25 protein-coding genes are annotated in these 25789 nt (G+C 44.6%); 20 read left to right on the top strand and 5 right to left on the bottom strand.

The window, feature by feature from the left end:
• Window positions 1–213 precede the first annotated feature (213 nt).
• The gene (galK, locus tag BCT34_RS09050) at window positions 214–1374 is read left to right on the top strand and encodes a galactokinase (RefSeq protein ID WP_076652346.1); all 1161 of its coding nucleotides are present in this window, start codon (window positions 214–216) and stop codon (window positions 1372–1374) included.
• Window positions 1375–1494: 120 nt separating this feature from the next.
• Window positions 1495–2574, top strand: coding sequence for a galactose-1-epimerase (galM, locus tag BCT34_RS09055; protein ID WP_076652348.1), 1080 nt, complete (start codon window positions 1495–1497; stop codon window positions 2572–2574).
• A gap of 218 nt (window positions 2575–2792) precedes the next feature.
• Here galM and BCT34_RS09060 read toward each other — a convergent pair whose 3' ends face one another.
• Window positions 2793–3791: a substrate-binding domain-containing protein gene (locus tag BCT34_RS09060; protein WP_076652351.1), complete on the bottom strand. Its 999-nt coding sequence runs from the start codon at window positions 3789–3791 to the stop codon at window positions 2793–2795.
• A 197-nt stretch (window positions 3792–3988) separates the two neighbouring features.
• On the opposite strand from BCT34_RS09060, the gene BCT34_RS09065 reads away from it, so the two are divergent.
• Window positions 3989–4321, top strand: a complete 333-nt coding sequence (locus BCT34_RS09065) for a tRNA-binding protein (RefSeq protein ID WP_050711729.1) — start codon at window positions 3989–3991, stop codon at window positions 4319–4321.
• A 94-nt stretch (window positions 4322–4415) separates the two neighbouring features.
• On the opposite strand, the gene BCT34_RS09070 is transcribed toward BCT34_RS09065, so the two are convergent.
• Entirely contained in the window at window positions 4416–4970 is a 555-nt protein-coding gene (locus BCT34_RS09070) for a gamma-glutamylcyclotransferase family protein (RefSeq protein WP_076652354.1), read from the bottom strand.
• Window positions 4971–5276: 306 nt separating this feature from the next.
• On the opposite strand from BCT34_RS09070, the gene BCT34_RS09075 reads away from it, so the two are divergent.
• Window positions 5277–6461, top strand: a complete 1185-nt coding sequence (locus tag BCT34_RS09075; RefSeq protein ID WP_076652357.1) for an NnrS family protein — start codon at window positions 5277–5279, stop codon at window positions 6459–6461.
• 95 nt (window positions 6462–6556) lie between these two features.
• Here the strand turns inward: BCT34_RS09075 and BCT34_RS09080 are convergent, their stop codons facing one another.
• Window positions 6557–7564, bottom strand: a complete 1008-nt coding sequence (locus BCT34_RS09080) for an adenosine deaminase (RefSeq protein WP_076652360.1) — start codon at window positions 7562–7564, stop codon at window positions 6557–6559.
• A gap of 353 nt (window positions 7565–7917) precedes the next feature.
• Between BCT34_RS09080 and BCT34_RS09085 the strand changes: the two genes are divergently transcribed.
• Window positions 7918–8235, top strand: coding sequence for a DUF3622 domain-containing protein (locus BCT34_RS09085; RefSeq protein WP_017056240.1), 318 nt, complete (start codon window positions 7918–7920; stop codon window positions 8233–8235).
• Window positions 8236–8437: 202 nt separating this feature from the next.
• Here BCT34_RS09085 and BCT34_RS09090 read toward each other — a convergent pair whose 3' ends face one another.
• Window positions 8438–9484, bottom strand: a complete 1047-nt coding sequence (locus BCT34_RS09090) for a succinylglutamate desuccinylase/aspartoacylase family protein (RefSeq protein ID WP_076652363.1) — start codon at window positions 9482–9484, stop codon at window positions 8438–8440.
• Between the two features lie 272 nt (window positions 9485–9756).
• Between BCT34_RS09090 and BCT34_RS09095 the strand changes: the two genes are divergently transcribed.
• On the top strand, window positions 9757–10296 hold the full coding sequence (locus BCT34_RS09095; protein WP_076652365.1) for a DUF3332 domain-containing protein: 540 nt from the start codon (window positions 9757–9759) through the stop codon (window positions 10294–10296).
• A 136-nt stretch (window positions 10297–10432) separates the two neighbouring features.
• Here the strand turns inward: BCT34_RS09095 and BCT34_RS09100 are convergent, their stop codons facing one another.
• Window positions 10433–11905, bottom strand: coding sequence for an aminoacyl-histidine dipeptidase (locus BCT34_RS09100; protein ID WP_076652367.1), 1473 nt, complete (start codon window positions 11903–11905; stop codon window positions 10433–10435).
• A gap of 1063 nt (window positions 11906–12968) precedes the next feature.
• Between BCT34_RS09100 and BCT34_RS09105 the strand changes: the two genes are divergently transcribed.
• The 14 genes from BCT34_RS09105 to pgpA all read left to right on the top strand — a co-directional run bounded on the left by BCT34_RS09105 (window position 12969) and on the right by pgpA (window position 25758).
• Window positions 12969–14258, top strand: a complete 1290-nt coding sequence (locus BCT34_RS09105; protein ID WP_076652370.1) for an NCS2 family permease — start codon at window positions 12969–12971, stop codon at window positions 14256–14258.
• A gap of 84 nt (window positions 14259–14342) precedes the next feature.
• Window positions 14343–14807 carry an oxytetracycline resistance phosphoribosyltransferase domain-containing protein Tet(34) gene (gene tet(34), locus BCT34_RS09110; RefSeq protein ID WP_009847475.1) on the top strand — a complete coding sequence of 155 codons (465 nt, stop codon included), beginning with the start codon at window positions 14343–14345 and terminating at the stop codon, window positions 14805–14807.
• An 89-nt stretch (window positions 14808–14896) separates the two neighbouring features.
• Window positions 14897–16150, top strand: coding sequence for an esterase FrsA (gene frsA / locus BCT34_RS09115; RefSeq protein ID WP_076652372.1), 1254 nt, complete (start codon window positions 14897–14899; stop codon window positions 16148–16150).
• Between the two features lie 144 nt (window positions 16151–16294).
• Window positions 16295–16684, top strand: a complete 390-nt coding sequence (gene crl, locus BCT34_RS09120) for a sigma factor-binding protein Crl (protein ID WP_076652375.1) — start codon at window positions 16295–16297, stop codon at window positions 16682–16684.
• A gap of 76 nt (window positions 16685–16760) precedes the next feature.
• Window positions 16761–17945 (top strand): glutamate 5-kinase, encoded by a 1185-nt coding sequence (gene proB / locus BCT34_RS09125; RefSeq protein ID WP_174571137.1) that lies wholly within the window; start codon window positions 16761–16763, stop codon window positions 17943–17945.
• Window positions 17946–18035: 90 nt separating this feature from the next.
• The gene (locus tag BCT34_RS09130; RefSeq protein ID WP_076652380.1) at window positions 18036–19286 is read left to right on the top strand and encodes a glutamate-5-semialdehyde dehydrogenase; all 1251 of its coding nucleotides are present in this window, start codon (window positions 18036–18038) and stop codon (window positions 19284–19286) included.
• A gap of 156 nt (window positions 19287–19442) precedes the next feature.
• Window positions 19443–19892, top strand: coding sequence for a transcriptional regulator NrdR (nrdR, locus tag BCT34_RS09135; protein WP_004734394.1), 450 nt, complete (start codon window positions 19443–19445; stop codon window positions 19890–19892).
• Between the two features lie 40 nt (window positions 19893–19932).
• Window positions 19933–21027 carry a bifunctional diaminohydroxyphosphoribosylaminopyrimidine deaminase/5-amino-6-(5-phosphoribosylamino)uracil reductase RibD gene (gene ribD / locus BCT34_RS09140; RefSeq protein WP_076652383.1) on the top strand — a complete coding sequence of 365 codons (1095 nt, stop codon included), beginning with the start codon at window positions 19933–19935 and terminating at the stop codon, window positions 21025–21027.
• Window positions 21028–21082: 55 nt separating this feature from the next.
• Window positions 21083–21739 (top strand): riboflavin synthase, encoded by a 657-nt coding sequence (locus tag BCT34_RS09145; RefSeq protein WP_048658105.1) that lies wholly within the window; start codon window positions 21083–21085, stop codon window positions 21737–21739.
• A 108-nt stretch (window positions 21740–21847) separates the two neighbouring features.
• Window positions 21848–22957 carry a bifunctional 3,4-dihydroxy-2-butanone-4-phosphate synthase/GTP cyclohydrolase II gene (ribBA, locus tag BCT34_RS09150; protein ID WP_017096788.1) on the top strand — a complete coding sequence of 370 codons (1110 nt, stop codon included), beginning with the start codon at window positions 21848–21850 and terminating at the stop codon, window positions 22955–22957.
• 295 nt (window positions 22958–23252) lie between these two features.
• Window positions 23253–23723: a 6,7-dimethyl-8-ribityllumazine synthase gene (ribE, locus tag BCT34_RS09155; RefSeq protein ID WP_004741508.1), complete on the top strand. Its 471-nt coding sequence runs from the start codon at window positions 23253–23255 to the stop codon at window positions 23721–23723.
• Complete coding sequence (gene nusB, locus BCT34_RS09160) at window positions 23723–24190, top strand: transcription antitermination factor NusB (protein WP_004734399.1); 468 nt, start codon at window positions 23723–23725, stop codon at window positions 24188–24190. The genes ribE and nusB overlap by 1 nt, the downstream gene beginning before the upstream one ends.
• A gap of 87 nt (window positions 24191–24277) precedes the next feature.
• Complete coding sequence (gene thiL / locus BCT34_RS09165; protein ID WP_076652386.1) at window positions 24278–25252, top strand: thiamine-phosphate kinase; 975 nt, start codon at window positions 24278–24280, stop codon at window positions 25250–25252.
• A complete protein-coding gene (pgpA, locus tag BCT34_RS09170) occupies window positions 25252–25758 on the top strand; it encodes a phosphatidylglycerophosphatase A (protein ID WP_076652388.1) in 507 nt (168 codons plus the stop codon). Before thiL ends, pgpA begins: the two co-directional genes overlap by 1 nt.
• The last annotated feature ends 31 nt before the right edge of the window (window positions 25759–25789 follow it).

Raw genomic sequence — 25789 nt, forward strand, 5'->3', positions numbered from 1 at the left:
TCCTGATATCTCGTCCCTCAATTCTGGAATGACGACAGGTGAGAGGCCTATAAGTTAGGAGCTTAAGGACTTAGAAGCTTGCTAGATTAGAAGCTGATGTTGTCATTCTCTACCTTGAGGTGCGAACCAGATAGGGAATCTAAAAGAATTAAAGTGGTGCCGTAAAAGGGGCCATAACCAATTGAACAAAGAGTTTAACCAGAGAGTTTACTTATGTCTGACCTAATCCAAAACGTGAAAGCATCTTTTGAGCAAGTCCTTGGTTACCAAGCGACTCATATTATTCAAGCGCCAGGTCGTGTGAACCTGATTGGCGAGCACACTGACTACAATGATGGTTTTGTTCTACCGTGTGCCATTAACTATCAAACGGTTGTTGCAGCGGCTAAACGTGACGACAACATCGTACGCGTAGTATCTGTGGACTACGGCAATGCAGTGGATGAATTCGACCTAACTCAAGAGATCACATTCCAACAAGACAAGATGTGGGCTAACTACATTCGTGGTGTGGTGAAGTGCCTGAAAGGTCGTGGCTTTGAATTCACAGGTGCAGACATCTCTGTAACGGGCAACGTGCCTCAAGGTGCGGGTTTAAGTTCTTCTGCGGCACTGGAAGTGGTTATTGGCCAAACATTCAAGGTGCTTTACAACCTAGAAATCAGCCAAGCTGAAGTTGCGCTTAATGGTCAGCAGGCTGAAAACGAGTTCGTTGGTTGTAACTGTGGCATCATGGACCAAATGATCTCTGCAGAAGGTCGCGCAAACCACGCGATGCTTTTGGACTGTCGTAGCTTAGAAACTCAAGCGGTTTCGATGCCTGAAGATATGGCTGTGGTTATCATCAACTCGAACAAGAAACGTGGTTTGGTTGACAGTGAGTACAACACTCGTCGTGAACAGTGTGAAGAAGCGGCACGTATCTTTGGTGTTCCAGCACTTCGTGACGTGACTATTGAGCAGTTCCAAGCGAAAGAGTCTGAGTTAGATGAAATGGTCGCGAAACGTGCTCGTCACGTGATTACTGAAAATGACCGTACCGTTGAAGCGGCACAAGCTCTGCGTACTCACGACATGAAGCGTATGGGTGAACTGATGGCTGAGTCTCATGCATCAATGCGTGATGATTTTGAAATTACAGTGAAAGAGATTGATACGCTGGTTGATATGGTCAAAGAAGTGATCGGTGACCAAGGTGGCGTGCGTATGACTGGCGGCGGTTTCGGTGGTTGTATTGTGGCATTGGTTCCACCTGCATTGGTTGATGAAATTAAAACAACCGTTGAGCAGAAATATCAAGCGGCGACGGGCCTAAAAGAATCTATTTATGTGTGCCAAGCGAAAGACGGAGCTGGCTTAGTTGAAGTAATCTAACGGCTTCGCAATTTAGCGTTTTAAAGATAAGGCCTACTAAGCAAAAAGATCATAGTAGGCCAAATGCTAAAGCCTTTACTTTAGGTAGAGGCTTTTTACTGGCACTAGAAGGAATTTAGAATGACACAAGAGCAAAACCTACATCAATCCATGACGCAAACTCCAGCTTATGATGGCCAGTCCGCTCAGTTAGTGACGCTATCAAATACGCATGGTATGCAAGTCACATTCATGGATATTGGTGCAACATGGTTGAGCTGTATCCTGCCAGTAAAGGGAAATCAAAGAGAAGTTTTGTTGGGTGTTAACTCAATGCAGAACTTCGAGAAACAAGCTAGTTATATGGGCACAACCGTTGGCCGTTATGCTAACCGCATTGCCAATGGTCGTTTCAAAATTGACGGCCAGAGCTACAAGCTGGAAACCAACCAAGCAGGCAATACCTTACATGGTGGTCCTGATGGTTTTGATAAACGTCGTTGGAATATTACCGAGCAAACCGAAACATCCGTGGTGTTTACTCTTGAGTCTGCTGATGGCGACCAAGGATTCCCGGGCAATTTGAATGTGTCGGTGCGTTATGACATCACCGAAGACAATCGAGTTTCGATTAATTACTCTGCAACCACCGACAAGCCGACCGTGGTCAACCTAACGAATCACGCATACTTCAATCTACTTGGCGCAGAAGCCGGACACGATTGTTTGTCACACATTGTGAGCATCAATGCTAATCAGTTTTTACCGACGAACTCGGTAGGTATTCCGTTAGGTAACTTGAAATCGGTGAAATCGACCAGCTTCGACTTCAATCAGCCTATGATGATCTCAGAGCGCTTGTTAGGTGATGAGCAGCAGAAAGCAGCAAAGGGCTACGACCACTCTTTCTTATTGTCTGACGGCTGCAAGCGCACTCAATGCGCCGCTACCGTAACGTCACCAGATGCATTAGTGACACTAAAAGTATTTTCAACCAAACCTGCGATGCAGTTGTACACCGGAAATTGGCTTGGTGGTACACCAAACCGAAGTGGTGGCAGCTATGAAGACTACGCTGGTTTGGCGCTAGAAACCCAGTTCTTACCTGACTCTCCTAACCACCCAGAGTGGAAGCAGGACAGTTGTATTCTCAAGCCTGAACAAGAATATAACTACAGTACCTGTTACCAGTTTGAATTTTCGGGGGATTCTTCAAACTAGTACGCTCTAGCTCAAAGCGGTTACGCCAAATTCTTTTGCTTGTGAATAGGACGATGTGAATTATCGCGTTGTTCTTGGGGGATGAGCAAAAGTGGCGCTCAACAAGAGTGCGGTTTATTACGCGCGATTGTTGAGTCTCCGAGTAAGGTAGGAAAGCCCTAACAGAAGCGATTCTGTTAGGGCTTTTTTTGTTTATTGCTTGGTGAGTAGACTAGAACTTAGACTTTCTCTACCGAATTACGGCGCACTAGAGTCGGAGAGAACATCATTGGTTCGGTTGAGGTGTTTTCACCCTTGGCCAAGTGCAACGCGAGTCGTGTCGCTTTCTCTGCCATCATCTGAATCGGGTAGCGAATAGTGGTTAGCTTTGGATGAACATAGCGTGCAATCAAGCCATCATCGAAACCGATGATCGACATTTTGTCCGGCGCTTGAATACCGTTTTCATCAAGGACTGATAAAGCACCTGCTGCCATGTAATCGTTGTACGCCACAATGCCTGTGATTGGCAGTGACTTAGTCAGAAGGTTGGTCATGGCGTATTCGCCACCGTCACTGGTGGGCGCTGAATATTCAATATAGCTATCAGATAACTCGATTTTATAATCTGAGAGTGCCGCTAAGTAACCTTGGATACGCTCATCGGCATCTTCAATGCTATGCGATGAGGCGATACAGGCAATGTTCTTATGGCCATGGCGGATCAGGTATTCAGTCGCAAGATACGCGCCTTTCTTGTTGTCCAAGAAAATACAACGGTTGGCAATCTCAGCAATATAACGGTTGATCAGTACTAAGCCTTTGACTTCTTTTGCATAGGCAATCAGCTCTTCGTCTGTCAGGCCTTTTGAGTGAATGACCAAGGCGTCGCAACGGCTATTAATCAGCAACTCAATCGCTTGTCTCTCTTCTTCACGATCGTGAGAGCCATTACCGACAAGGATATGCTTCCCGTTCTCACGAGCGACATTATCGACCGCTTTAACCAGCGTGCCAAAAAAGGGATCCGAGATGTCACCGACCAATACACCAACTGTGTTCGTACTTTGACTAACCAGCGCACGAGCATTGGCATTCGGGCGGTAGCCGAGTTTAGACATCGCTTTAGTTACAGACTCGACCGAGCTTGCACTCGCCTTGGGAGATTTGTTGATCACTCGAGATACGGTTGCAACAGAAACACCAGCTTCCTTTGCTACATCTTTAATTGTTGCCATTTTTAACCTCTATACATTGCTGCATCTATTTAACACCGACAATGATTGTAAGGCAATGAAACTCTCATTTTACTTCCATTAATGAGATCTTTACCGCTTGTAATTATTAGGCTTAATGCTAGTGTAAACATTTACATTTCACTTAATTTTAGTAAAAGATTTAATAGGTGAAAATAAATCAATATAGGAAGTGAGAAATGGATACTGTCTCTTATGGTGACTTTGCTAAGTTAGAAATGCGTGTGGGTAAGATCATTGAGGTTGTGCGTCATGAAAACGCAGACAAGCTGTACATCGTGCAAGTGGACGTTGGTGAGAAGACGCTACAAACGGTGACCAGCCTAGTACCTTACTACACAGAAGAAGAGTTGATGGGTAAACAGGTTGTTGTTTTGTGTAATCTAGCGAAGGCGAAGATGAGAGGCCACACTTCTGAGTGTATGTTGCTATGTGCAGAAACAGAAGATGAATCTGAAAGTGTATTACTGACACCAGAACGTGCGATGCCTGCGGGTATTCGTGTCGTTTAAGCTCGCTTTAGGTTGGTGAGGCAATGTGTTCACCAACCTAAATTAGCCAGCTTTTAGATCAATGAGATATGTTGATCAATGAGCGTGTACATCACTAGCTGCGTACGGTCAGTATCAAGCCATCAATCACACTGTGGTGATGATCAGAAACCCCAGCAAGGTTGCCGTATTTAGGCTGGTGGCGATCATTCTCTAATGGATGATGCCAGCCTTGGGTATGTTTAACAAAGTGCGCCGCAAAGCTTTCAGACACCTCTAAACATCCTGCCAATACTGTGTCGACATAGGTTTGAACGATAGGGCTGTTTTCGCAAGGTGCTTCAATCTCGTCTTTGATGTAAACCCAGATGGGTTGATCTTGTTTGAATTCATTTTGGCTTTCTATCTGTGAAGCCTTTAACTCGATTCGGTGATAGCCACGCTCACGGCGATCAAACTCAGCCAGTGCAATATCATCCACCTCAAGCAAAACACCATTCACTTGTCCCTCGCCAAGATTGACGATCAAAGGGGATAACACATAGCTGTCATCGATCTTACTCCAGTGGCGAATTAAGCCATGAACAATCGCAGGGATCGCTTGCCCAGTCTGACCGGTAAGCTGGCGTGAAGATGAGTTGATCAAGCTACCATAACCAAAAATATACATCGCATTCCTTGTCTGAGTTGTTCCATTTAAGTCTAGTCTTACTATATGTGCCGTTTCATCAAAAGTCAGCCGTTTTTATTTTTATACACTTAAGAGTTAAATTGACTCTTTGCGTTGTGTTTAATTGACACGTTTTTGGTTTGGAAAAGCTTGTTGTTTGTTGTTTTTAAAAGGTTTCCTTGGTTGGCGCGTTTCGTGCATTGTCGAAAGCAATACTGCAGTTATCATGACTGCATCATGAATTTGGCTATTTATACCAATTCCATATAAGCCATTCTTGGCCGTTATCTGAAATGAGGAACGAGTTTGTTAAATATCACAGATAAAAGTGTAGAAGATGCGATTCCTGCATATCTTCGCTTAGGTTTTAGACCTTTCTTCTTTTTAGGCAGTCTCTATGCCGTGATCGCGATTGTGGCTTGGGTCATCATGTTCCAAAACGGTCAGCCAGAAATGCTAAAAGTGCCGGCGCTTTGGTGGCACGTGCATGAGATGTTATTTGGTTTCTCAATGGCGATTGTGGTCGGCTTTGTGTTAACGGCGGTACAAACGTGGACGGGAGTCAACGGAACCAAGCACTATCGGTTGGCAGCTCTTGTTGGCTTATGGTTGGCACCTCGTATTCTGTTTTGGACCCCAGCTCCGTTATGGCTGATCTCATCGATTGAGGCGCTGTTCTTAATCTTTGCCGCTTACGAAATTGGTTTCCGAGTCGTGAAGTCGAAAGGCTGGAAGAACCTGTTCTTTGTCCCATTGTTTATACTGGCTATCGTGGCCAACTTCGCGAGTTACGCAACGATTAAAGGAATGCCTCCATTCCCATCGTCTGCAGTTTGGCAGGCCATGTTGTGGTGGTTTACCTTGTTGCTGTCAGTAATGGGTGGACGAGTGATTCCGTTCTTCACTGCTCGTCGCTTTGATTTTGAGAAAGCACAACCCTTGGTTTGGTTGGAATGGCTAGCAAATCTACCTTTGGTTGGCTTATTTGTATTGAGCTTCTTCCCATTGACCTTTGCTCAAGTCGGTAATGAGCTGATGGTGTTTGCTGGTGTGGCTCAGTTGGTACGCTTTATCCGCTGGAAACCTTGGACAACGTTATCTGAACCCTTGGTGTGGTCATTGCATGCGGCTTACCTATGTATCCCTCTAAGCTTGCTACTACGAGGGTTATTAGACAACCCGTTCGCGAGCCACAACATGCTGCACTTGTTTGCGATTGGTGGTTTGAGTGGATTAATTCTCGCGATGATTACCCGTGTGACTATGGGGCATACCGGCCGTGCTATCTATAAAGGGCCAAGTATGGCTTTAGCGTTCTCGGCTATTTTTATCGCGGCGCTCGTTCGTAGCTTAGGTGTGACTTTCTTCCCTGCGTATTTATTTGAGATGGTCAACATCAGTGCGGGTTTATGGACGTTAGCATTCGGGCTATTTATCTGGAAGTTCGGCATGATGCTGTTAACGCCAAGAGTGGATGGTCATCCGGGCTAAGCCAATTGGTTATCGACTAATACTGGAAGGGAAGCTCTGAGCTTCCCTTTTTTGATCGTGTTGAAAAATACAGTTCTCAATTAATCATTCATTCATTAAGTATTTGCAGCAAGATATTGGCGTACCCGTGTTATGAACTCTTCTTTGGCGTGAGGCGAGATGAAACTGGCTTCGATGGCATTAACACTGAATTGTGCTAATTCGTTTTTCGTCAGTGGATGAGCATTAGCGACGGCGAGGAAGTTATCATTCATATAACCGCCGAAGTAAGCCGGATCATCGGAATTGATGGTGACGCACAGCCCTTTTCTCAGCAACTCGACGATGTTGTGTTTTTGCATGGTCTCAAAGACCTTGAGCTTGGTATTCGATAGCGGGCAGACCGTCAGTGGGGTACGTTTAACTATTAGCTGTTCCATTAGTTCTTCATCTTCAACACAGCGGACACCATGATCAATTCGGGTAATGCCTAACAAACTCAAGGCGTCGATAATATTTTGTGCAGGGCCTTCTTCTCCTGCGTGAGCTACGGTCAGGAACCCTTGGTTGATCGCTTCTTGGAACACATGTTTAAACTTCTCTGGCGGATTGCCCTGTTCTGATGAATCGAGCCCAACGGCAATGATTTTATCTTTATAGGGAAGAGCTTGTTTGAGTGTTTCGAAAGCACTGTCTTCATCAAGGTGACGTAGAAAGCACATGATCAGTTGGCTGCTGATACCAAGTTCTTGCTCCGCTTGATTCAAAGCTCGAGTAATCCCACCAATGATTGTCTCAAAGGCAATACCACGTTCAGTGTGGGTTTGAGGATCGAAGAATATCTCAGTGTGAACCACATTATCTTGTCGGCACTTCAATAGATACGCCCAAGTCAGGTCGTAAAAATCCTGCTCATGGATCAGCACGTTTGCGCCTTGATAATAGATGTCGAGAAAGGACTGAAGATTGTGGAACTGGTAGGCATCTCGAACTTGGTCAGGGGTCTCAAAGGGAATCGAGATGTTGTTGCGCTTGGCGAGTTGGAACATTAACTCTGGTTCTAACGTACCTTCTATGTGTAAGTGCAGTTCAACCTTAGGTAAATTTTTGATGAAGCTATCCATAGCAACTCCTTAGCTATTCTAATTATGGGCGGAGTAGGTGAGGAAATAGAATCTGTAACCCGAGATTGCAGGTTACCTCTTTCATTTATCTCTGTTTGAGCTTAGTTCATTTCATTGCTGTTGATAAAAAAGAGCATTAGTTGATGACGAATCGAGAGTGAAGAACGAATTGAAATCAAGCGCAAACGATTTGCAGCATTGGAGTGTGATCCGCTGCAAATATTTGCAGCAATATTCATTGATTTGTGCTCTAATACCGCGCTTACCAAGGGATGGTGTTAAAAGATGCTCACTTAGATGGAGTTATCAAAGTTGACCGATCCCTTAATGATCTCCCTTAGGAAAAATAGAACATGTCTAAGAACAAAAAATTTGATATCCGCCTTACAGAAAAACGCAACGGTTGGTGTGCAGAGATTACTCGTCAAGTAACGTCTCGCAGCACGACAGTATCTAAGCGTGAATCTGGTTTCGAAACTGAAGCTCTAGCACAAGAGTGGGCAGAGAAAGAGCTAGCATCTTTCATCGCTAACCAAGCTGAACGTAACGAGCGTAAATCAGAGCAGCGTAAAGAGCGTGACGAACTACGTCACACTAAAGAGCTTAAAGCTGAGCAAGCACGTGAAGCACGCGCTAAAGCTCGTGCAGAAGAGCAAGAAGACGCTGAGTAATTCAGTGCATGATTAAGTTATGAGTCCTTTAGTTGTAAGATAAGGGATTTGTAAAAAAAAGCCCCGATATCGCTTTTCTCTTTTTAGTGAAAAGTATATTGGGGCTTTTTAGTTTGTGGAGTTCTGTTTTATTGTGTTTAAGAGCGACCGTTTTGGCTGTTAGCTTCTAACGTTGAGCTCTTAAACTATAAGCATTACCTGATCAGTTGTTCAGCGCAGTTAGCCAATCGTCTTCCGCTACTTCTTCAATGTAGCTTTCTACTGATTGTCCTACTTCTTCATCATCTTGCTTAAAGTAAGCAATGTGGAACACAGCATCACCTTCGTTTACCAAAGGTAGAGTTTGCTGACCAATCACGATACCGCCTTTGGTTGTGATCACTTGGCCTTCTTGGTGACCCAATGGAGAGCTGATGTAAGCAAGGGTTTGTCCTGCTTCAACTTGTTCGCCCAGCCTTACCATGTTGCGCAAAATACCGTCTGATTCGGCGCGGATCCAGCTGGTGGATTTGCTCAATACTGGCTCTGGCAACTTTTTACGGTTAGGGCGCAGCATGCCAATTTCTTTCATCACTTGATGCACGCCAAGGTAACCCGCACGAATCGCTAGGTGATCAAAACGCAGCGCTTCACCACCTTCGTAAGTTAATACTGGAATACCAAGTTTTTCTGCTTCGCTACGCAGTGAACCGTCACGCAGTGGTGAGTCAATGATCACTGGTGTTGCGAACGCTTTTGCGATGCGCAGTGTTTCTGGGTTTGATAGGTTCGCACGAATCTGTGGCAGATTGGTGCGGTGAATCGCGCCCGTGTGTAGGTCTAAGATGTAATCACAGTGTTTCGCTACGTTCTCGAAGAAGGTGTGAGCGATACGTGACGTTAGCGAACCTTTCTCACTGCCAGGGAAGCAACGGTTTAGATCGCGACGGTCTGGCAGGTAACGAGACTTATGGATAAAGCCAAACACGTTAACGATAGGCACAACAATCAGTGTCCCTTTCAGTTTCTTTGGATCAATCGCATTCGTTAGTTGTCGTGCAATCTCAACACCGTTTAGCTCATCGCCGTGGATCGCCGCATTAACCATCAGTGTTGGGCCTGCTTGGCGACCGTGAATAATTTCAATTGGGATCGAAAGTGGAGAGTGTGTGTAAAGCTGAGCAGCTTGCAGTTCAATCTCCATTCGTTGTCCTGGCTGAACAGTATAACCAAGTAATTCGAATGGTTGATTAGGTTTTAGTCTTGCCATTTAGGTTGTTCTCAACATGATGATAATTCGTTAACACGGAATGTAGCAATCGTTGATTTTTAGTACGAATCAATCGCTTTACGGTGACGACAAAACTTTTTTGTTGAGAGGTGTGGGGAATGGGTTTCAATTGATAATAGCCGGTTTGGAACTCGCTAGAACTTTGCAATATTTCTGACAATTTATTGATTTAACTCTGATAATTGTGGTTTTTGTACTTGCTATTATCCATCGCCATTTTCTGGCGGCCAAATTTAAATATCGAGATAAAAATGAAAAAAACAATTTCAAAAGTTGTAGCACTTGCAGTGGTATCTGTTGCTTTATTTGGCTGTGTTGGTAGCAACGCAGTAACGGGTTACCTAATGAAGTTTAACCTTAAAGCCGTTGATAACCGTTACGCTCGTGGCGGCTTAAACTTACTGTTAGCTCCAGCTTACGGCTTAACGGTTGCTGCCGATTACTTGGTATTCAACTCGTTAGAGTTTTGGACGGGTAGCAACCCACTAACAGGTGCACCGCATATCTTTGATACTAAAGTTGATACCTACCTTGATATCAACCACCAACTTGATCCGTCACTGACTGAAGCGCCTGTAGGACCAATCACAAGTGCAGATATGATCGAGAAAGGTCAAATGCAACAAATTGATGAAAACACTATCCAAATGGACATTACTTACCAATCTGGTGAGCGCGCAACATTAATCGGTGTTCGTGATGGCGAGATGGTGACGTACTTCATCGATGGCGAAGTGGTAGCACAAACGTCAATTGATGAGCTAGAGAGCTACGCGGCTTCACGCGCTTAATTGCTTCTTTCGTCACAAATAGTCGATTACAAAGATTAGATACAAAAACAGGTACTCATTGAGTACCTGTTTTATTTTGTGCCGATGGATAGTGTTTACCGCGAAACCCTATCTATCGAAAACATAATAGTTTGAATTATGCTTTTTCTGGGATTGCTTCAAGCAGTGCAACCATTTGGTTCCAGAATAGCTCAACGGTGTCGATCTTCACTTTCTCATCTGGAGAGTGAGGGAACTTGATCGTTGGGCCGAAAGAAACCATATCCATGTTCGGGTAAGGTTCTTTGAATAGACCACACTCAAGACCAGCATGGATAACCATGATGTTTGGCTTGTGACCGTAGATACCTTCGTACATGTCGCGGAAGATGTGCATGATTTCTGAATCAGCGTCTGGCTTCCAACCTGGGTAAGCGCCAGAGAATTCGATGTTCGCGCCTGCTAGCTCAGCGACAGAATGAAGCATGCTTTCAACTTGGCTACGGCCAGAGTCGATAAGAGAACGGATCAGGCAAAGTACTGTGATTGAGTTCTCTTCTGTCGTGATAACACCCACGTTTAGAGACGTTTCAACAACACCTTCAATCTCGTCACTCATACGAATCACGCCGTTTGGACATGCGTTAAGTGCTGCAATAAAGCGAGCTTGGTCTGCTGATGCAAGTGCGCCCATTTCTACAGAAGCTTCTTCGTTGAAAGTCACGATGCTGTCTTCTACTTTTCCTAGCTCTGTTGAAAGAAGCTCTGTGTAATAGTTGTACAGTGAAGCCAGTTTTTCTTGGTTTGCAGCAGGAACAGCAACCGTCACGAAACCTTCACGAGGGATTGCGTTACGAAGGCTACCACCTTTGAATTCGACGATGCGTAGGTCTAGCTCTTTAGCGTGACCCGCTAGGAAGCGAGCAAGCAGTTTGTTTGCGTTTGCACGACCTGTGTGGATGTCGCAACCAGAGTGACCGCCTTTTAGGCCTTTTAGCGTTAGCTTACGTGTTACGAAGTCAGCTGGAATCGCGTTACGTGCAATTTCAAATGTCATTGCACCGTCGATACCGCCAGCACAACCCATGTACACTTCGCCTTCTTGCTCTGAATCGGTGTTAAGAAGAATGTCACCTTCTAACCAACCCGCTTCAAGACCAAAAGCACCAGTCATGCCTGCTTCTTCATCTACTGTTAGTAGAACTTCGATAGGGCCGTGCTTGATTTCGTTTGAAGCAAGAACTGCCAAACAAGAAGCCATGCCCATGCCGTTATCAGCGCCAAGCGTTGTGCCTTTTGCTGTAACCCATTCACCATCGATGTATGGTTGAATTGGATCTTTAGTGAAGTCATGAACGGTGTCTTCGTTCTTTTGTGGAACCATATCGATGTGAGCTTGTAGCACCACACCTTTTTTGTTTTCCATACCCGGTGTTGCTGGCTTCTTGATGAATACGTTGCCCGTAGGGTCGCGACGTACATCTAGGCCTTGCTCTGTTGCCCAAGCAATAATGTATTGAGCAAGCTCTTCTTCATGCTTAGAAGGGTGTGGGATTGAGCAAATCTTATCGAAGAACTGCCAAATAGGGGCAGGGGATAATTTACTGATCTCAGAATGGAATTCAGACACGGATGACTCCTTTTTTATTTAATAACCATATATTTAGGTTTTGTATTGGTAGAAATCTAGAACAAAAATCTAAAATATGGGTCTGTTTTGATGGCAACAGCATACCACTTGAGCGTTTTGACGAGTAGCGGTTCTAAACCTCAAATACCTCAAATTTTGAAAGCGATCTTGTCTACCTGATCATAGTTAAGCGCCTTGATGCTTATAAATGACGCAAGCAAACGTTTGTTTAAATCTGTTTTGTAATTTAATTACAGAAATAAGTTTGCAAAATAACCGCAAATAACCAAAAGTGTGACCTATAGCAAAAAATACTTGTAATCTTTTTTCTTTAAGGTATATTAATAACCAACTTCTGAGATGAAGAGTAAATGCTCAAAGGATGAGTCCGTTTTATCGCCTCCAAGGAACCGAGAAATCAAATTCGTTTTTTATTGATTTATTAAGGTGATAGTTATGAAAGGTTTACCATCTGCAATGTTCTGGATTAACAGCTCTGTTTACACTAGCAACTTTGCATACCCTACAAGCTTTGGTTACTAATACCGTAAGCATGTAACTCGAACAGTTTTGTTCACCCCTATATATTGGAATTCTTTTACAACCCTTTTGGTTGACAGATTCTACCGCCACTCAGTTTTGAGTGGCGTTTTTTTTGCCTGCTACTTTTCCAAACCGTTTTAGCTTGTCACTTTCCCCGCTGTTCTGCATGGTTGTTTTTTAAACGCCGAAATATCAATTTGCGCCTTATTACTGATCCTGTTGAAAAATACATAACTATTGTGGGTTTGAATTCAGAATTTAATGGCTAGATTATCTACCAAAATAACCGGTGGTAGAAAAAACAACCAATTAATTCCATTGGATGTTTTGCCATTAAATGTTTGTTTTTAATTACTATTTTCTACCAAACCTTTCATTTTTAATCGCTTTGTTTCATACGGCATTCTGATAAATATCGATTAGAGCCTTAATTCTATCTGGAATTTGTTATTTGATAACTTTATAATCCACAGCCAATCGATTACGCAACCGTTTACTTTTACCCTTATAGGATTCGATAATGTTCGAAAAGCTATTCAAACTCAGTGAAAACGGCACCAATGTGCGCACTGAAATCATCGCAGGTCTAACAACCTTCCTAACAATGGCTTACATCATTTTTGTAAACCCAATGATTCTAGCTGATGCTGGTATGGACCATGGCGCTGTATTTGTAGCAACCTGTTTAGCGGCAGCTATTGGCTGTTTCATCATGGGCTTTGTTGCTAACTACCCAATCGCTCAAGCACCAGGTATGGGTTTGAACGCCTTCTTCACTTACGCAGTTGTTATGGGTATGGGTTATACGTGGCAAGTTGCTTTGGCAGCGGTTTTCGTATCAGGCGTAATCTTCATCTTCTTAAGTGTCTTTAAGATCCGTGAATGGATTATCAATTCAATCCCTATGTCTCTGCGTGTTGGTATCTCTGCGGGTATCGGTCTTTTCTTAGCATTTATTGCACTGAGCAATGCGGGCATCGTTGTTTCTAACCCAGCAACTAAAGTTTCACTGGGCGACATTACCGCGATTGCTCCTATCCTAGGCTCACTTGGTTTCTTCCTAACGATTGCTCTTGTTCACCGTGGCGTGAAAGGCGCAGTAATGATTGCGATTCTAGCTATCACAGCTCTTGGCATTGTTATTGGTGACGTTCAATACGGTGGCATCATGTCTACACCACCAAGCCTTGCTCCTACATTCATGCAGCTTGATTTCTCTGCTGTATTTGAAATCGGCATGATTTCAGTGGTATTCGCATTCTTGTTCGTCGATTTATTCGATACAGCAGGTACTTTGGTGGGTGTTGCAACGAAAGCAAACCTAATCAAAGAAGACGGCAAACTACCTCGCTTAAACAAAGCACTGCTTGCTGACTCAACAGCAACGTCTATTGGTGCTCTGCTAGGTACATCAAATACTACTTCTTATGTTGAGAGTGTTGCGGGTGTCGCTGAAGGTGGCCGTACAGGTCTAACAGCGGTTGTTGTTGGTATCTTATTCCTACTGGCTCTTTTCTTCTCGCCACTAGCAGGTATGATTCCGGCTTACGCAACATCAGGCGCGCTTTTCTATGTAGCAATTCTGATGATGTCTGGCCTAGTTGGCATTGATTGGCGTGATCTTACGGAAGCAGCACCAGTCGTGGTAACATGTCTGCTAATGCCGCTGACGTACTCTATCGCTGAGGGTATCTCACTAGGTTTCATCGCTTACGCTGCAATTAAGCTGCTAAGTGGTAAAGGTCGCGATGTTTCACCTGCTGTGTGGGTAATGTCGGTTATCTTTATTCTTAAATACATTTTCGCTTAATCGTCTAGATTTCTGCTTAATCGCTGAAGAGGCTATGTTTGAGATAGCCTCTAATAACATGACAAAATTATTAGGTTTTATACTATGAGCAACAAATTCGTTATCACTTGGGACAACATGCAGACTTACTGCCGTCAACTAGCTGAAAAGCAAATGCCAGCAGAGCAGTGGAAAGGCATCTGGGCAGTAAGCCGTGGTGGTTTGGTTCCTGGTGCAATCTTGGCTCGTGAGCTAGGTATTCGTCACGTAGATACGATTTGTATTTCTAGCTACGACCACGATCACCAACGTGATATGACAGTAGTTAAAGCACCTGAAGGTGATGGCGAAGGCTTCCTAATCGTTGAAGACCTTGTTGATAGTGGTGACACTGCACGCAAACTTCGCGAGATGTACCCTAAAGCGAAACTGATCGCTGTATGTGCAAAGCCATCTGGTGCTGATTTGCTAGACGAGTACATCGTTGATATCGCTCAAGACACATGGATTGAGCAACCTTGGGATACTAGCCTAAGCTACGTTGAGCCAGTAAATCGCAAGTCAAAATAAGTGTAAACTTAGTTTTTTGAGAAATGACCCTTTATAGGGTCATTTTTTTTTATATTATTAGTGACAACCATTTCTTATTAAGTATGCCAATGTCTGAACCAGAAGAAACGAGCTCGAACCTTTCGGAAACTTTGTTTGTTAAGCACAAGCAGGCGAAAGAGACCTCAATGCTGACACAATACATGCCAAGCTCTGAAGCGTTACTGGATGAGAAGCGTGAACAGCAAAACTCATCATGGTATCGAAACCTAAGACGTCTTCAGTGGGTATGGCAAGGCGTTAATCCTATTGAACAAGAAGCAGTATTGGCTCGAATCGCGTCATCAGATAACTCTCGTACAACCGATGAGTGGCTTGATACGGTGATGGGTTACCGCAGTGGTAACTGGGCATACGAATGGACCAAGCTAGGTATGCAGCATCAAAATCGTTCTAATGAAAAGAACGGTGAAGAAATGGCTGAAGAGCTGTTTTCAGCATCGTTATGTTTCAGCATTGCGGGTTACCCACACCTCAAGAACGACAATTTGGCGGCTCAGGCTCAAGTGTTAGCAAACGCAGCTTATTCTGAAGCGATTAAGCACACCAAGTTGATCGTTAAGCAGATTGATATTCCATATCAAAACAAGAAGATCAAAGCGAACTTGCATCTAACCAAAACTGACAAACCACAACCGGTTGTGATTGTCAGCGCGGGTCTAGATAGCTTACAAACCGATATGTGGCGCCTATTTAGGGATTACTTGGCACCAAAGAACATTGCCATGTTAACGGTAGATATGCCGTCGATAGGGCACAGTGCACATTGGCCGTTAACGGAAGATTCGTCTTGTCTTCACCAAGCTGTGCTGAATGAATTACCTAATATCCCATGGGTCGATCACCACAAAGTCGGCTTGTTTGGCTTTCGTTTCGGCGGCAATGCGATGGTGAGACTATCGTTCCTTGAACAGCACAAGGTTAAAGCGTGTATCTCATTAGGCGCGCCAATTCACGATATCTTTGTTCATACCGACAAACTGAAACAGATGCCTAAGATGCATTTAGATGTGTTGGCCTCGCGTCTTGGTAAAGGGGCGGTTGATATTAACAGTCTTTCTGGGCAGTTGATGGCGTGGTCACTCAAAGTTCAAGGTTTGCTATCAAACAGTAAAACCAGTGTTCCTATCCTGGCATTGGCTTTGGAGGGCGACCCTGTTTCACCACCAATGGATAATCAACTGGTTGCTATTTACAGTGATTACGGAAAAGCAAAGAAAATCAAAGCTAAGTCAATTACACAAGGTTATGAGCAATCCCTCGAATTGGCGATAAAGTGGCTTGAGGATGAATTATTTAGATGACATTTCTCCTAAATTAGTTAAGCATGAAAAGCGTACAAACTAAGTACCTGATACTCAGAGATAATTTATAAAATCCAATTGCGTAGTTTCTACGTATAACAGTCTGAGTAACGTCATTCTTAACATTGAAAATGGAGATTCAATATGTCAGAAGTGACACAACAACCTACGCATTACCGCTTGTTGAATGTTTTAAAGGCTATTGGGCCTTACTTGAGGGAGCCGCAATCAGAAGAAGGCCACTATATCTTTGATTGCTTGTCTGTATGTGTAAACGATAAAAAATCACCAGAAGAACGTGAGTTTTGGGGCTGGTGGCTGGAATTGGACAAGTCGGACGAGGGATATTCGGCTAAATACAATATCGGCAAGTACAACATCGAAGGCAACTGGGATTCTCTACCGTTACCTAAAAAGGCGGTCGCTGAGGTCTCTCGAACTCAAGAAGCCTTCCACAAAAAACTGGTTGATGAACTTCAAAGTAAGTTTGAAATCAGCATCCAATTAGACGAAGAGTCTGTCGAATTCGTCTGATTTTAAAGGTTACTCTTCTATATAAAGCAAAAAGGTGCGATTTCGCACCTTTTCTGCTTGTGAATTCCCCTGTTGATTGCTAAAACATCACCTCTTATTTGTTTTATCCATAAAAGACTTCATGACAACAAATCATCAAAGCGGGACAACAGCGCAGCGTAAAACTGTCGTTGTTAAACTGGGTACCAGTGTCTTAACTGGTGGAACATTGGCATTAGACCGTGCTCATATGGTTGAGCTGGTTCGTCAATGTGCTGAATTAAAAAAACAAGGCCACTCTGTGGTTATGGTTTCGTCTGGCGCAATTGCAGCAGGACGTGAGCACCTTGGTTACCCCGCACTTCCCAACTCAATGGCGAGCAAACAGTTGCTTGCGGCAGTTGGGCAAAGCCAGTTGATTCAAGTTTGGGAGTCTTTATTTGCTATCTATGGCCTTAAGATTGGCCAGATGCTACTGACTCGTGCTGATCTGGATGATCGCGAGCGTTTTCTGAATGCCCGTGACACGATCAACGCACTCGTTGAGCACGATATTATTCCGGTAGTAAACGAAAATGACGCAGTAGCAACCAACGAAATTAAAGTTGGCGACAATGATAACTTGTCCGCCCTAGTGGGTATTTTGTGCGGTGCTGATAAGCTTTTGCTGCTAACTGACCAAAAAGGCCTGTTTACGGCAGACCCTCGTAAAGATCCGAATGCTGAGCTCATCAAAGAAGTGAAAACGATTGATGACACACTGCGCAAGATCGCAGGCGGCAGCGGTACAACGTTGGGTACTGGCGGCATGGCAACAAAACTGCAGGCGGCGGATATTGCTCGTCGTGCCGGTATTGAAGTTATTATTGCAGCAGGCAGTGCTGAAAACGTGGTGTTCGACTCTTTGAGCGACAACCCACAAGGCACACGTTTCTTGCCTTTAGCCGAAGCGCTTGAAAACCGTAAACGTTGGATTTTAGCGGGCCCAGCTTCTGCCGGTGACATCGTGGTCGACGACGGCGCAGTCAACGCAGTCAACACCAAGGGCAGTAGCTTGTTGGCGAAAGGGGTTGTTCGAGTGAAAGGCGAATTCTCTCGTGGCGAAGTCACCCAAGTTACAGACAGCAAAGGCAAAGTAGTCGCGCGTGGTATCGCTAGCTACTCAAGCCAAGACCTAGCAAAAATTGCAGGCAAGCATAGTAAAGATATTGGTGCCATCCTTGGTTACGACTACGGGTCAGAAGTCATTCACCGTGACGACCTGGTTGTAATCCAAGAATAGCTCGTGATGATAAGGCGATGAGCAGCGAGTTTAGACATCGCGAATCGCCTTTTTACATCCAAAGACAGCAGAATTTAGGGAGAGTTAAACGTGGATTTAACTAACATGGGCATCGCAGCAAAAGACGCTGCTTTTCACCTAGCGACCGCATCAACGGCGCAAAAGAACAAGGCATTGGCGATCATCGCTGATGAGTTAGAAGCAAACGCGGCAGATATTCTAGAAGCGAACGCAAAAGACATCGAACTTGGCCGTGAAGCCGGTTTAACTGACGCACTGCTTGACCGCCTGCTTCTGAATGAAGAGCGCTTAAGCGGCATTGCTAACGATGTGCGTAACGTGATCAGCCTTAACGATCCTGTGGGCAGCGAAATTGACAGCAAGGTATTGGAAAACGGTATGTCACTGTCGCGCCGACGTGTACCACTTGGTGTGGTGGGTGTTATCTATGAAGCGCGTCCGAACGTAACCATCGATATTGCAGCACTGTGTTTGAAGACCGGTAATGCAAGCATTCTACGCGGTGGTAAAGAGACGTTTTTCTCGAACATGGAATTGGTTAAAGTTATCCAATCTGCACTAGAGAAAGCGGAACTTCCAGCGGCTTCTGTTCAGTACATCGAGAAACCGGATCGTGAACTTGTCTCTCAATTGCTTAAGCTAGATGACTACGTAGATATGATCATTCCGCGTGGTGGCGCTGGCTTGCACAAGATGTGTAAAGAGAACAGCACTATCCCTGTAATTATCGGTGGTTTTGGTATCAGCCATATCTTTGTTGATGAAAGCGCAGACCTTGAAAAGTCTGTAGATGTTGTCGAAAACTCAAAGGTACAACGTCCATCTGCATGTAACTCTCTAGATACTTTGCTTGTTCATGAAGCAGTAGCTGAAGCTTTCCTAACTAAGCTGAAACAGCGTTTGGCGGGCAAAGTAACCTTGGTTGCTGACGCGAGTGCAAAATCATTGCTTACAGGTTTTGAAGATCAACGTGATGCAGTTGAAGGCGACTTTGACACTGAATGGCTAAGCTACACGCTAGGCGTAAAAGTAGTTGCAGACGTTGCAGAAGCGATCGACCACATGCGCGTACACAACGCGAGTCACTCAGACGCAATCATGACTAACAGCCTAGAAAGTTCTGAGCGCTTTATTAACTCAGTCGGTTCTGCGGCTGTTTATGTAAATGCATCAACACGTTTCACTGATGGCGCACAGTTTGGTTTAGGCGCTGAAGTTGCAGTGTCTACTCAGAAATTGCATGCTCGCGGCCCTATGGGCTTAGAAGAGCTGACAAGTTATAAGTGGGTAGGTAAAGCGAACTATTTAGTTCGTGGTTAACGCTGGTCGTTAATTTTACTCCTCAGCTCATTTTTGAAATGGCGATCGAGTAGCAATAATCAATGAATCACCACACAAAAGGGCCTTAATTGGCCCTTTTTCTTTCCTAACGTTTGGCAATTCCGTTACACTGATATTCAATTATTTGGAGGTGATATGCATTGTCCTTTTTGTTCAGAGAACGACACTAAAGTAATCGATTCAAGACTGGTAGCCGATGGCCATCAGGTTCGTCGTCGCCGTCAATGCCTTGCATGTAGCGAACGTTTTACTACGTTCGAATCGGCAGAACTTGTGATGCCTAAAGTAATTAAGTCGAATGGAAACCGCGAACCATTTAACGAAGATAAAATGGTCGGTGGTGTTCAGCGCGCCCTAGAAAAACGCCCAGTGAGTGCTGACGCAATTGAACTTGCGATCAGTACGATTAAGTCACAACTCCGTGCAACTGGTGAGCGTGAAGTACCAAGCGAGATGATCGGTAATCTTGTGATGGGCCAATTGAAAGAATTGGATAAAGTGGCATACATCCGTTTTGCCTCTGTTTACCGTAGCTTTGAAGACATTCGAGAGTTTGGCGAAGAAATCGCTAAATTAGAGGATTAACTCCTCAATCATGTCTAATTTTACTCCCCTAGATTTTCAAATGATGTCGCGTGCTATTCAATTAGCGAAACGCGGCATTTATACCACTGCGCCAAATCCGAATGTGGGTTGTGTCATTGTACAAGCCGATGGTCAGATCGTTGGTGAAGGTTTTCATGCAAAAGCAGGCGAACCTCATGCTGAAGTGCATGCCATGCGAATAGCCGGTGATAAGGCAAAAGGTGCAACAGCTTATGTCACGCTAGAACCTTGTTCTCATTACGGTCGAACGCCACCTTGTGCTGAAGGTTTGATTAAGGCTCAAGTTTCAAAAGTAATTTGTGCCATGCAGGACCCAAACCCAAAAGTCGCAGGTCGTGGTATCAAAATGCTACGCGATGCGGGTATTGAGGTTGAAATCGGTTTGCTAGAGCAAGACGCTCTCGACTTGAACCCTGCATTTATCAAGCGTATGCAAACCGGCATGCCTTTTGTTCAGTTAAAAATGGCTGCTAGCCTTGATGGCCAAACGGCATTGGAAAATGGTCAAAGCCAGTGGATAACATCGCCAGCAGCGCGTCGTGATGTTCAGAACTACCGAGCTAAATCAGGCGCGGTGTTATCAACCAGCCAGACGGTGATAGAAGACAACGCGTCGTTGAATGTTCGTTGGGCAGAGTTGCCAAGTAGTGCACAAGCTCATTACGCTGAAGATGAACTTCGTCAGCCTGTTCGCGTGATTCTTGATCGTCAAAACCAATTGCGTCCTGAACTCAAGTTATATCAGTCGCCAACACCAGTGTTAAGAGTGGCTGAAGCGTCTGCAGATATTGAAGTCGGAACCACAGATGCAGGTCAGCTCGATTTGCACGATCTAATGCGTCAATTACCTGCGAATCATATCGACCATATTTGGGTCGAAGCGGGCGCTACATTGGCCAAAAGCTTGATTGAAGAGCAGCTAGTGGATGAGCTAATTCTCTATTTAGCACCTAAACTAATGGGCAGTGACGGACGAGGTTTGATGGGCGCATTAGGGCTCACTTCAATGTCTGACGTTATTGACTTAGAAATTAAAGATGTTCGACAGGTTGGTGTGGATATCCGTATCGTTGCGAAACCAATAGTAGCGAACCCCATAGTAACGAAACCATAGTGGAAATAAATCCGCTCACTACATACGTGTCGTTGACAACAAAAAGAGTTTTAAAATGTTTACAGGAATTGTAGAAGCCGTAGGTACATTGAGTGCAATCACTCCCCGCGGAGAAGACATCACCGTAACGGTTAACGTTGGCAAGCTTGATATGGCTGACGTTCAGTTAGGCGACAGTATCGCAACCAATGGTGTGTGTTTGACGGTCGTTGAATTTAACGACCACAGCTACAGTGCAGACCTTTCGCTTGAGACCCTGAAAAAAACGGGTTTTGTGGATTACCAAGCGGGCGATAAGGTAAACCTTGAGAAAGCAATGCTCCCGACCACGCGTTTCGGTGGTCATATTGTATCGGGTCATGTTGATGGCGTGGGTGAGATTGTTGAACGTAACCAAGTCGGTCGAGCGATTGAGTTTTGGGTAGAAATGCCAGCAGAAATTTCAAAGTACGTGGCTCAAAAAGGTTCAATAACGGTCGATGGTATCAGTCTTACGGTGAACGATTTACGCAAGAATGCCTTTAAGCTGACTATCGTTCCTCATACTTCTTCAGAAACGACCATTGATCAATTCAATGTCGGTCGTAAAGTGAATCTAGAAGTCGATGTATTAGCGCGTTACATGGAGCGTTTACTACAAGGTCAGCAACAAGAGTCTGAGCCTGAATCTCGATTAACGATGGAATTCTTACAGCAGAATGGTTTTGCCTAACAGTTTGTACAAAGTGCGTTAAGCGAGACTTTGTAAAGCGAAGCAATATCATCAGGTTTAAATAGTGTCGGTTCTAGGAAGCAGAACCATTTCAAAGGATATAGAACAATGCCAATTAGTACTCCTCAAGAAATTATTGAAGACATTCGCCTAGGAAAAATGGTTATCCTGATGGATGATGAAGATCGCGAAAACGAAGGCGATCTGATTATGGCAGCAGAACATGTTACGCCAGAAGCGATTAACTTCATGGCAATGTACGGCCGTGGTTTAATCTGTCTTACGCTAACAAAAGAGCGTTCAAATCGCATGGGTCTTGCGCCTATGGTTCAAGACAACAATGCTCAATACACCACTAACTTTACGGTTTCGATTGAAGCAGCAGAGGGCGTAACGACGGGGATCTCTGCATCAGACCGCGCGGTGACGGTTCAAGCGGCTGTGGCGAAAGATGCGAAAGCGGCTGATCTTGTTCAACCGGGTCACATCTTCCCATTGACGGCTCAAGAAGGCGGCGTATTAACTCGCGCAGGTCATACTGAAGCGGGTTGTGATTTAGCTCGTCTAGCAGGCTGTGAGCCAGCATCTGTTATCGTTGAGATCCTGAATGACGACGGCACTATGGCGCGTCGCCCAGACCTTGAAGTGTTCGCAGAAAAGCATGACATCAAGCTAGGTACTATTGCTGACTTGATTGAATACCGTAACAACACAGAGACAACGATTGAGCGCGTTGCACAATGTCATTTACCAACAGAGTTTGGTGATTTTGAGCTTGTGACTTACCGCGACACAATTGATAACCAGATCCACTATGCAATGCAAAAAGGCAGCTTAACTGAAGGTGCTCCTTTGGTGCGTGTTCACTTGCATGATACGTTCACTGATTTGCTTCACTCAGATCGTGGTACAGAGCGTAGCTGGTCACTAGATAAAGCGATGAAGCGCATTGGTGACGAAGGCGGCGTGTTGGTTATTCTTGGCAACGAAGAGTCTTCTGATTCTTTGATTCACAAAGTGAAGACATTCGAAGCGCAAGATAAAAACGAGCAACCAACCATGGCTAAGAAGCAAGGTACTTCTCGTCGTGTTGGGGTCGGTTCTCAGATTCTTCAAGACCTAGGCGTGCACGATATGCGTCTGCTTTCTTCGAGCACTAAGCGTTACCACGCATTGGGTGGTTTTGGTCTTAACGTTGTTGAGTATGTTTGCGAATAAATCATGTGTTAACGAGCAGATGTTTCTCCGTTTGTAGCAACATAATTTACCGATGATTTCAGTGGCTCTTTTGGTGATAAATCTTGCTAAAAGAGCAAAGTAGCCAAGTTCGACTCAAAACGTGTTCAATACACAAACTTGGCTACTCGCTGTTCCAATATGGTTGGGAGCAGCGCTGCATTATCATCTTTACATTGCCGGTGTCTGTTCTTCTAAATTACCATTAGATATTGCTCACAGTTTTGTGCTAGAATCCGGCGATTCTCACTTGATGAAAATAGTTAAAGGAAGGCTTATGAAAGTGATCGAGGGTGGCTTCCCAGCGCCAAATGCAAAAATTGCTATCGTTATTGCTCGTTTCAACAGTTTTATTAACGAAAGTTTACTTTCTGGTGCAATCGATACTTTAAAGCGTCATGGACAAGTAAGCGAAGACAACATCACAGTTGTTCGTTGCCCTGGTGCAGTTGAACTTCCACTTGTAGCGCAGCGCGTTGCAAAAACAGGCAAGTTCGATGCGATTGTATCTCTTGGTACAGTAATTCGTGGCGGTACACCTCACTTTGACTATGTTTGTAGTGAATGTAATAAAGGTTTGGCACAAGTGTCTCTGGAATACTCTCTTCCAGTAGCGTTTGGTGTCCTTACTGTTGATACGATCGATCAAGCTATTGAACGCGCAGGAACCAAGGCTGGTAATAAGGGTGCAGAAGCAGCACTTAGCGCACTTGAGATGATCAACGTTCTTTCTGAAATCGATTCCTAATGGGGGCCAGTGTGAAACCAGCCGCACGTCGTAACGCACGTCAATTTGCTCTACAAGCAATTTATTCTTGGCAAATTACTAAAGAAAATATTGCTACCGTTGAAGAACAGTTCTTATCTGGTGGTAAGTATGATGAAGAAGAGCATCATGCTGCAGAGCCTGCTCTTGCTATGCCAGAAACAGACGTTGCATACTTCCGCGACCTACTAACTGGTGTTGCTCTTAGCCACATGGAACTTGATAGCAAGCTTCGTCCATTCGTATCTCGCCCTATGCAAGATCTGGATCTGATGGAACTAGCGCTTCTACGTTTAGCTATGTACGAGATGACTCGTCGCGAAGATGTACCATACAAAGTGGTTATCAACGAAGCTATCGAGCTTGCAAAAGTATTTGCAGCAGAAGACAGCCATAAGTTTGTTAACGGTGTGCTTGATAAAGCTGCACCGCACGTTCGTAAGAAATAAGACGTTCGTATATTGAATCTAAAGGTCAGCTTTTATGCTGGCCTTTTTTGTAACTCAATTTCTGTAATACCAAAGATAGGGCATGTGATGTCTGGCGAATTTAACCTGATTGAAAAATATTTTGTAAATCGACAACCACAACGTAAAGACGTTCTTCTGGCTGCTGGCGATGATTGTGCTTTGGTAAAAGCGCCGGGCAATGTTGAGATAGCGATCAGCACGGACACCTTAGTGGCTGGTACTCATTTTTTAGCTGAAGCGAATCCGGCTTGGGTGGCACACAAGGCTTTGGCTTCCAACATCAGTGACCTTGCTGCTATGGGGGCTACGCCTGCTTGGGTGTCGTTTGCTTTAACTATGCCAGAGGTGGATGAGGCATGGCTTGCTCCCTTCTGTGACGCCTTTTTTAAGCTCGCAGATTACTTTGGTATTCAGTTAATTGGTGGCGACACAACGAAAGGGCCATTAAGCCTGACATTGACGGTGCAAGGTTTTGTGCCGGAAGGGAAAGCGCTACGTAGAGACGGTGCCAAAGTCGGAGATTGGATTTACGTGACAGGTAATCTAGGCGATAGCAAGGCTGGCCTAGAGGTGTTGCTAGACCCAGAGGCAAACAACGCTAAGCCTTATGCAAGAGAGCTTGAAGAGAGGCATTACATTAGTGCTCCACGAGTTCTCGCAGGTCAAGCGCTCGTGAATCTTGCTTCATCGGCTATTGATATCTCAGATGGCGTTATTGCTGATCTAAAACATATCCTTAAGCGCTCTCAGGTAGGGGCGAGTATTGATGTAAGCACTCTGCCTATCTCTTCAGAACTACGCCAGTTCGCCCCTGATATCGCTTCAGCTCAGCAGTATGCGCTTACCAGTGGTGAAGAGTACGAACTGTGCTTTACTGTGCCTGAAGAGAATAAAGGGTCGTTGGAAAGTGCTTTGTCGCACACAGGTACAAAAGTCACCTGCATTGGCCAGATAAGACCTGTAGAATATTTTGAATTACACAATAATGGTGAACCACTAAGATGGAACTTAACTGGTTACGATCACTTTAAGGTTAATTGATGACAAACCCACTTTCTCTTATTTCTCTTAAAAACCCTTGGCACTTATTGGCAACAGGTTTTGGTAGTGGCTTATCGCCGATTATTCCCGGTACAATGGGCACGTTGGCGTCAATTCCGTTGTACCTGCTGTTAGTTCAGTTGCCTTTTCCTGCTTATGTTGCCGTTGTGGTAGTAAGCTGCATTATTGGTATTAAAATCTGCCAAGTGACGTCTGATGATATGGGCGTACATGATCACGGCTCTATCGTGTGGGATGAGTTCGCGGGCTTTTGGATCACCATGAGCTTAGTGCCTATGCTGAATATCCCTGCCGATGACTGGAAATGGCTTTTGACTGGTTTTGTGCTTTTCCGCTTCTTTGACATGGTAAAACCATGGCCGATTGGTTGGTTAGATGCGCGAGTTCATGGCGGCCTAGGTATCATGATTGATGATATCGTGGCGGGTATTATGGCGGCGATTTCGCTGTATGCCGTAGCACATTTCGCAGGTTGGTTAGTTTAAGCTGGCTGAACGATTAAGGTTTAGTTCGCGA

This window comes from Vibrio sp. 10N.261.45.E2, assembly GCF_002875705.1.
Classification (GTDB): domain Bacteria; phylum Pseudomonadota; class Gammaproteobacteria; order Enterobacterales; family Vibrionaceae; genus Vibrio.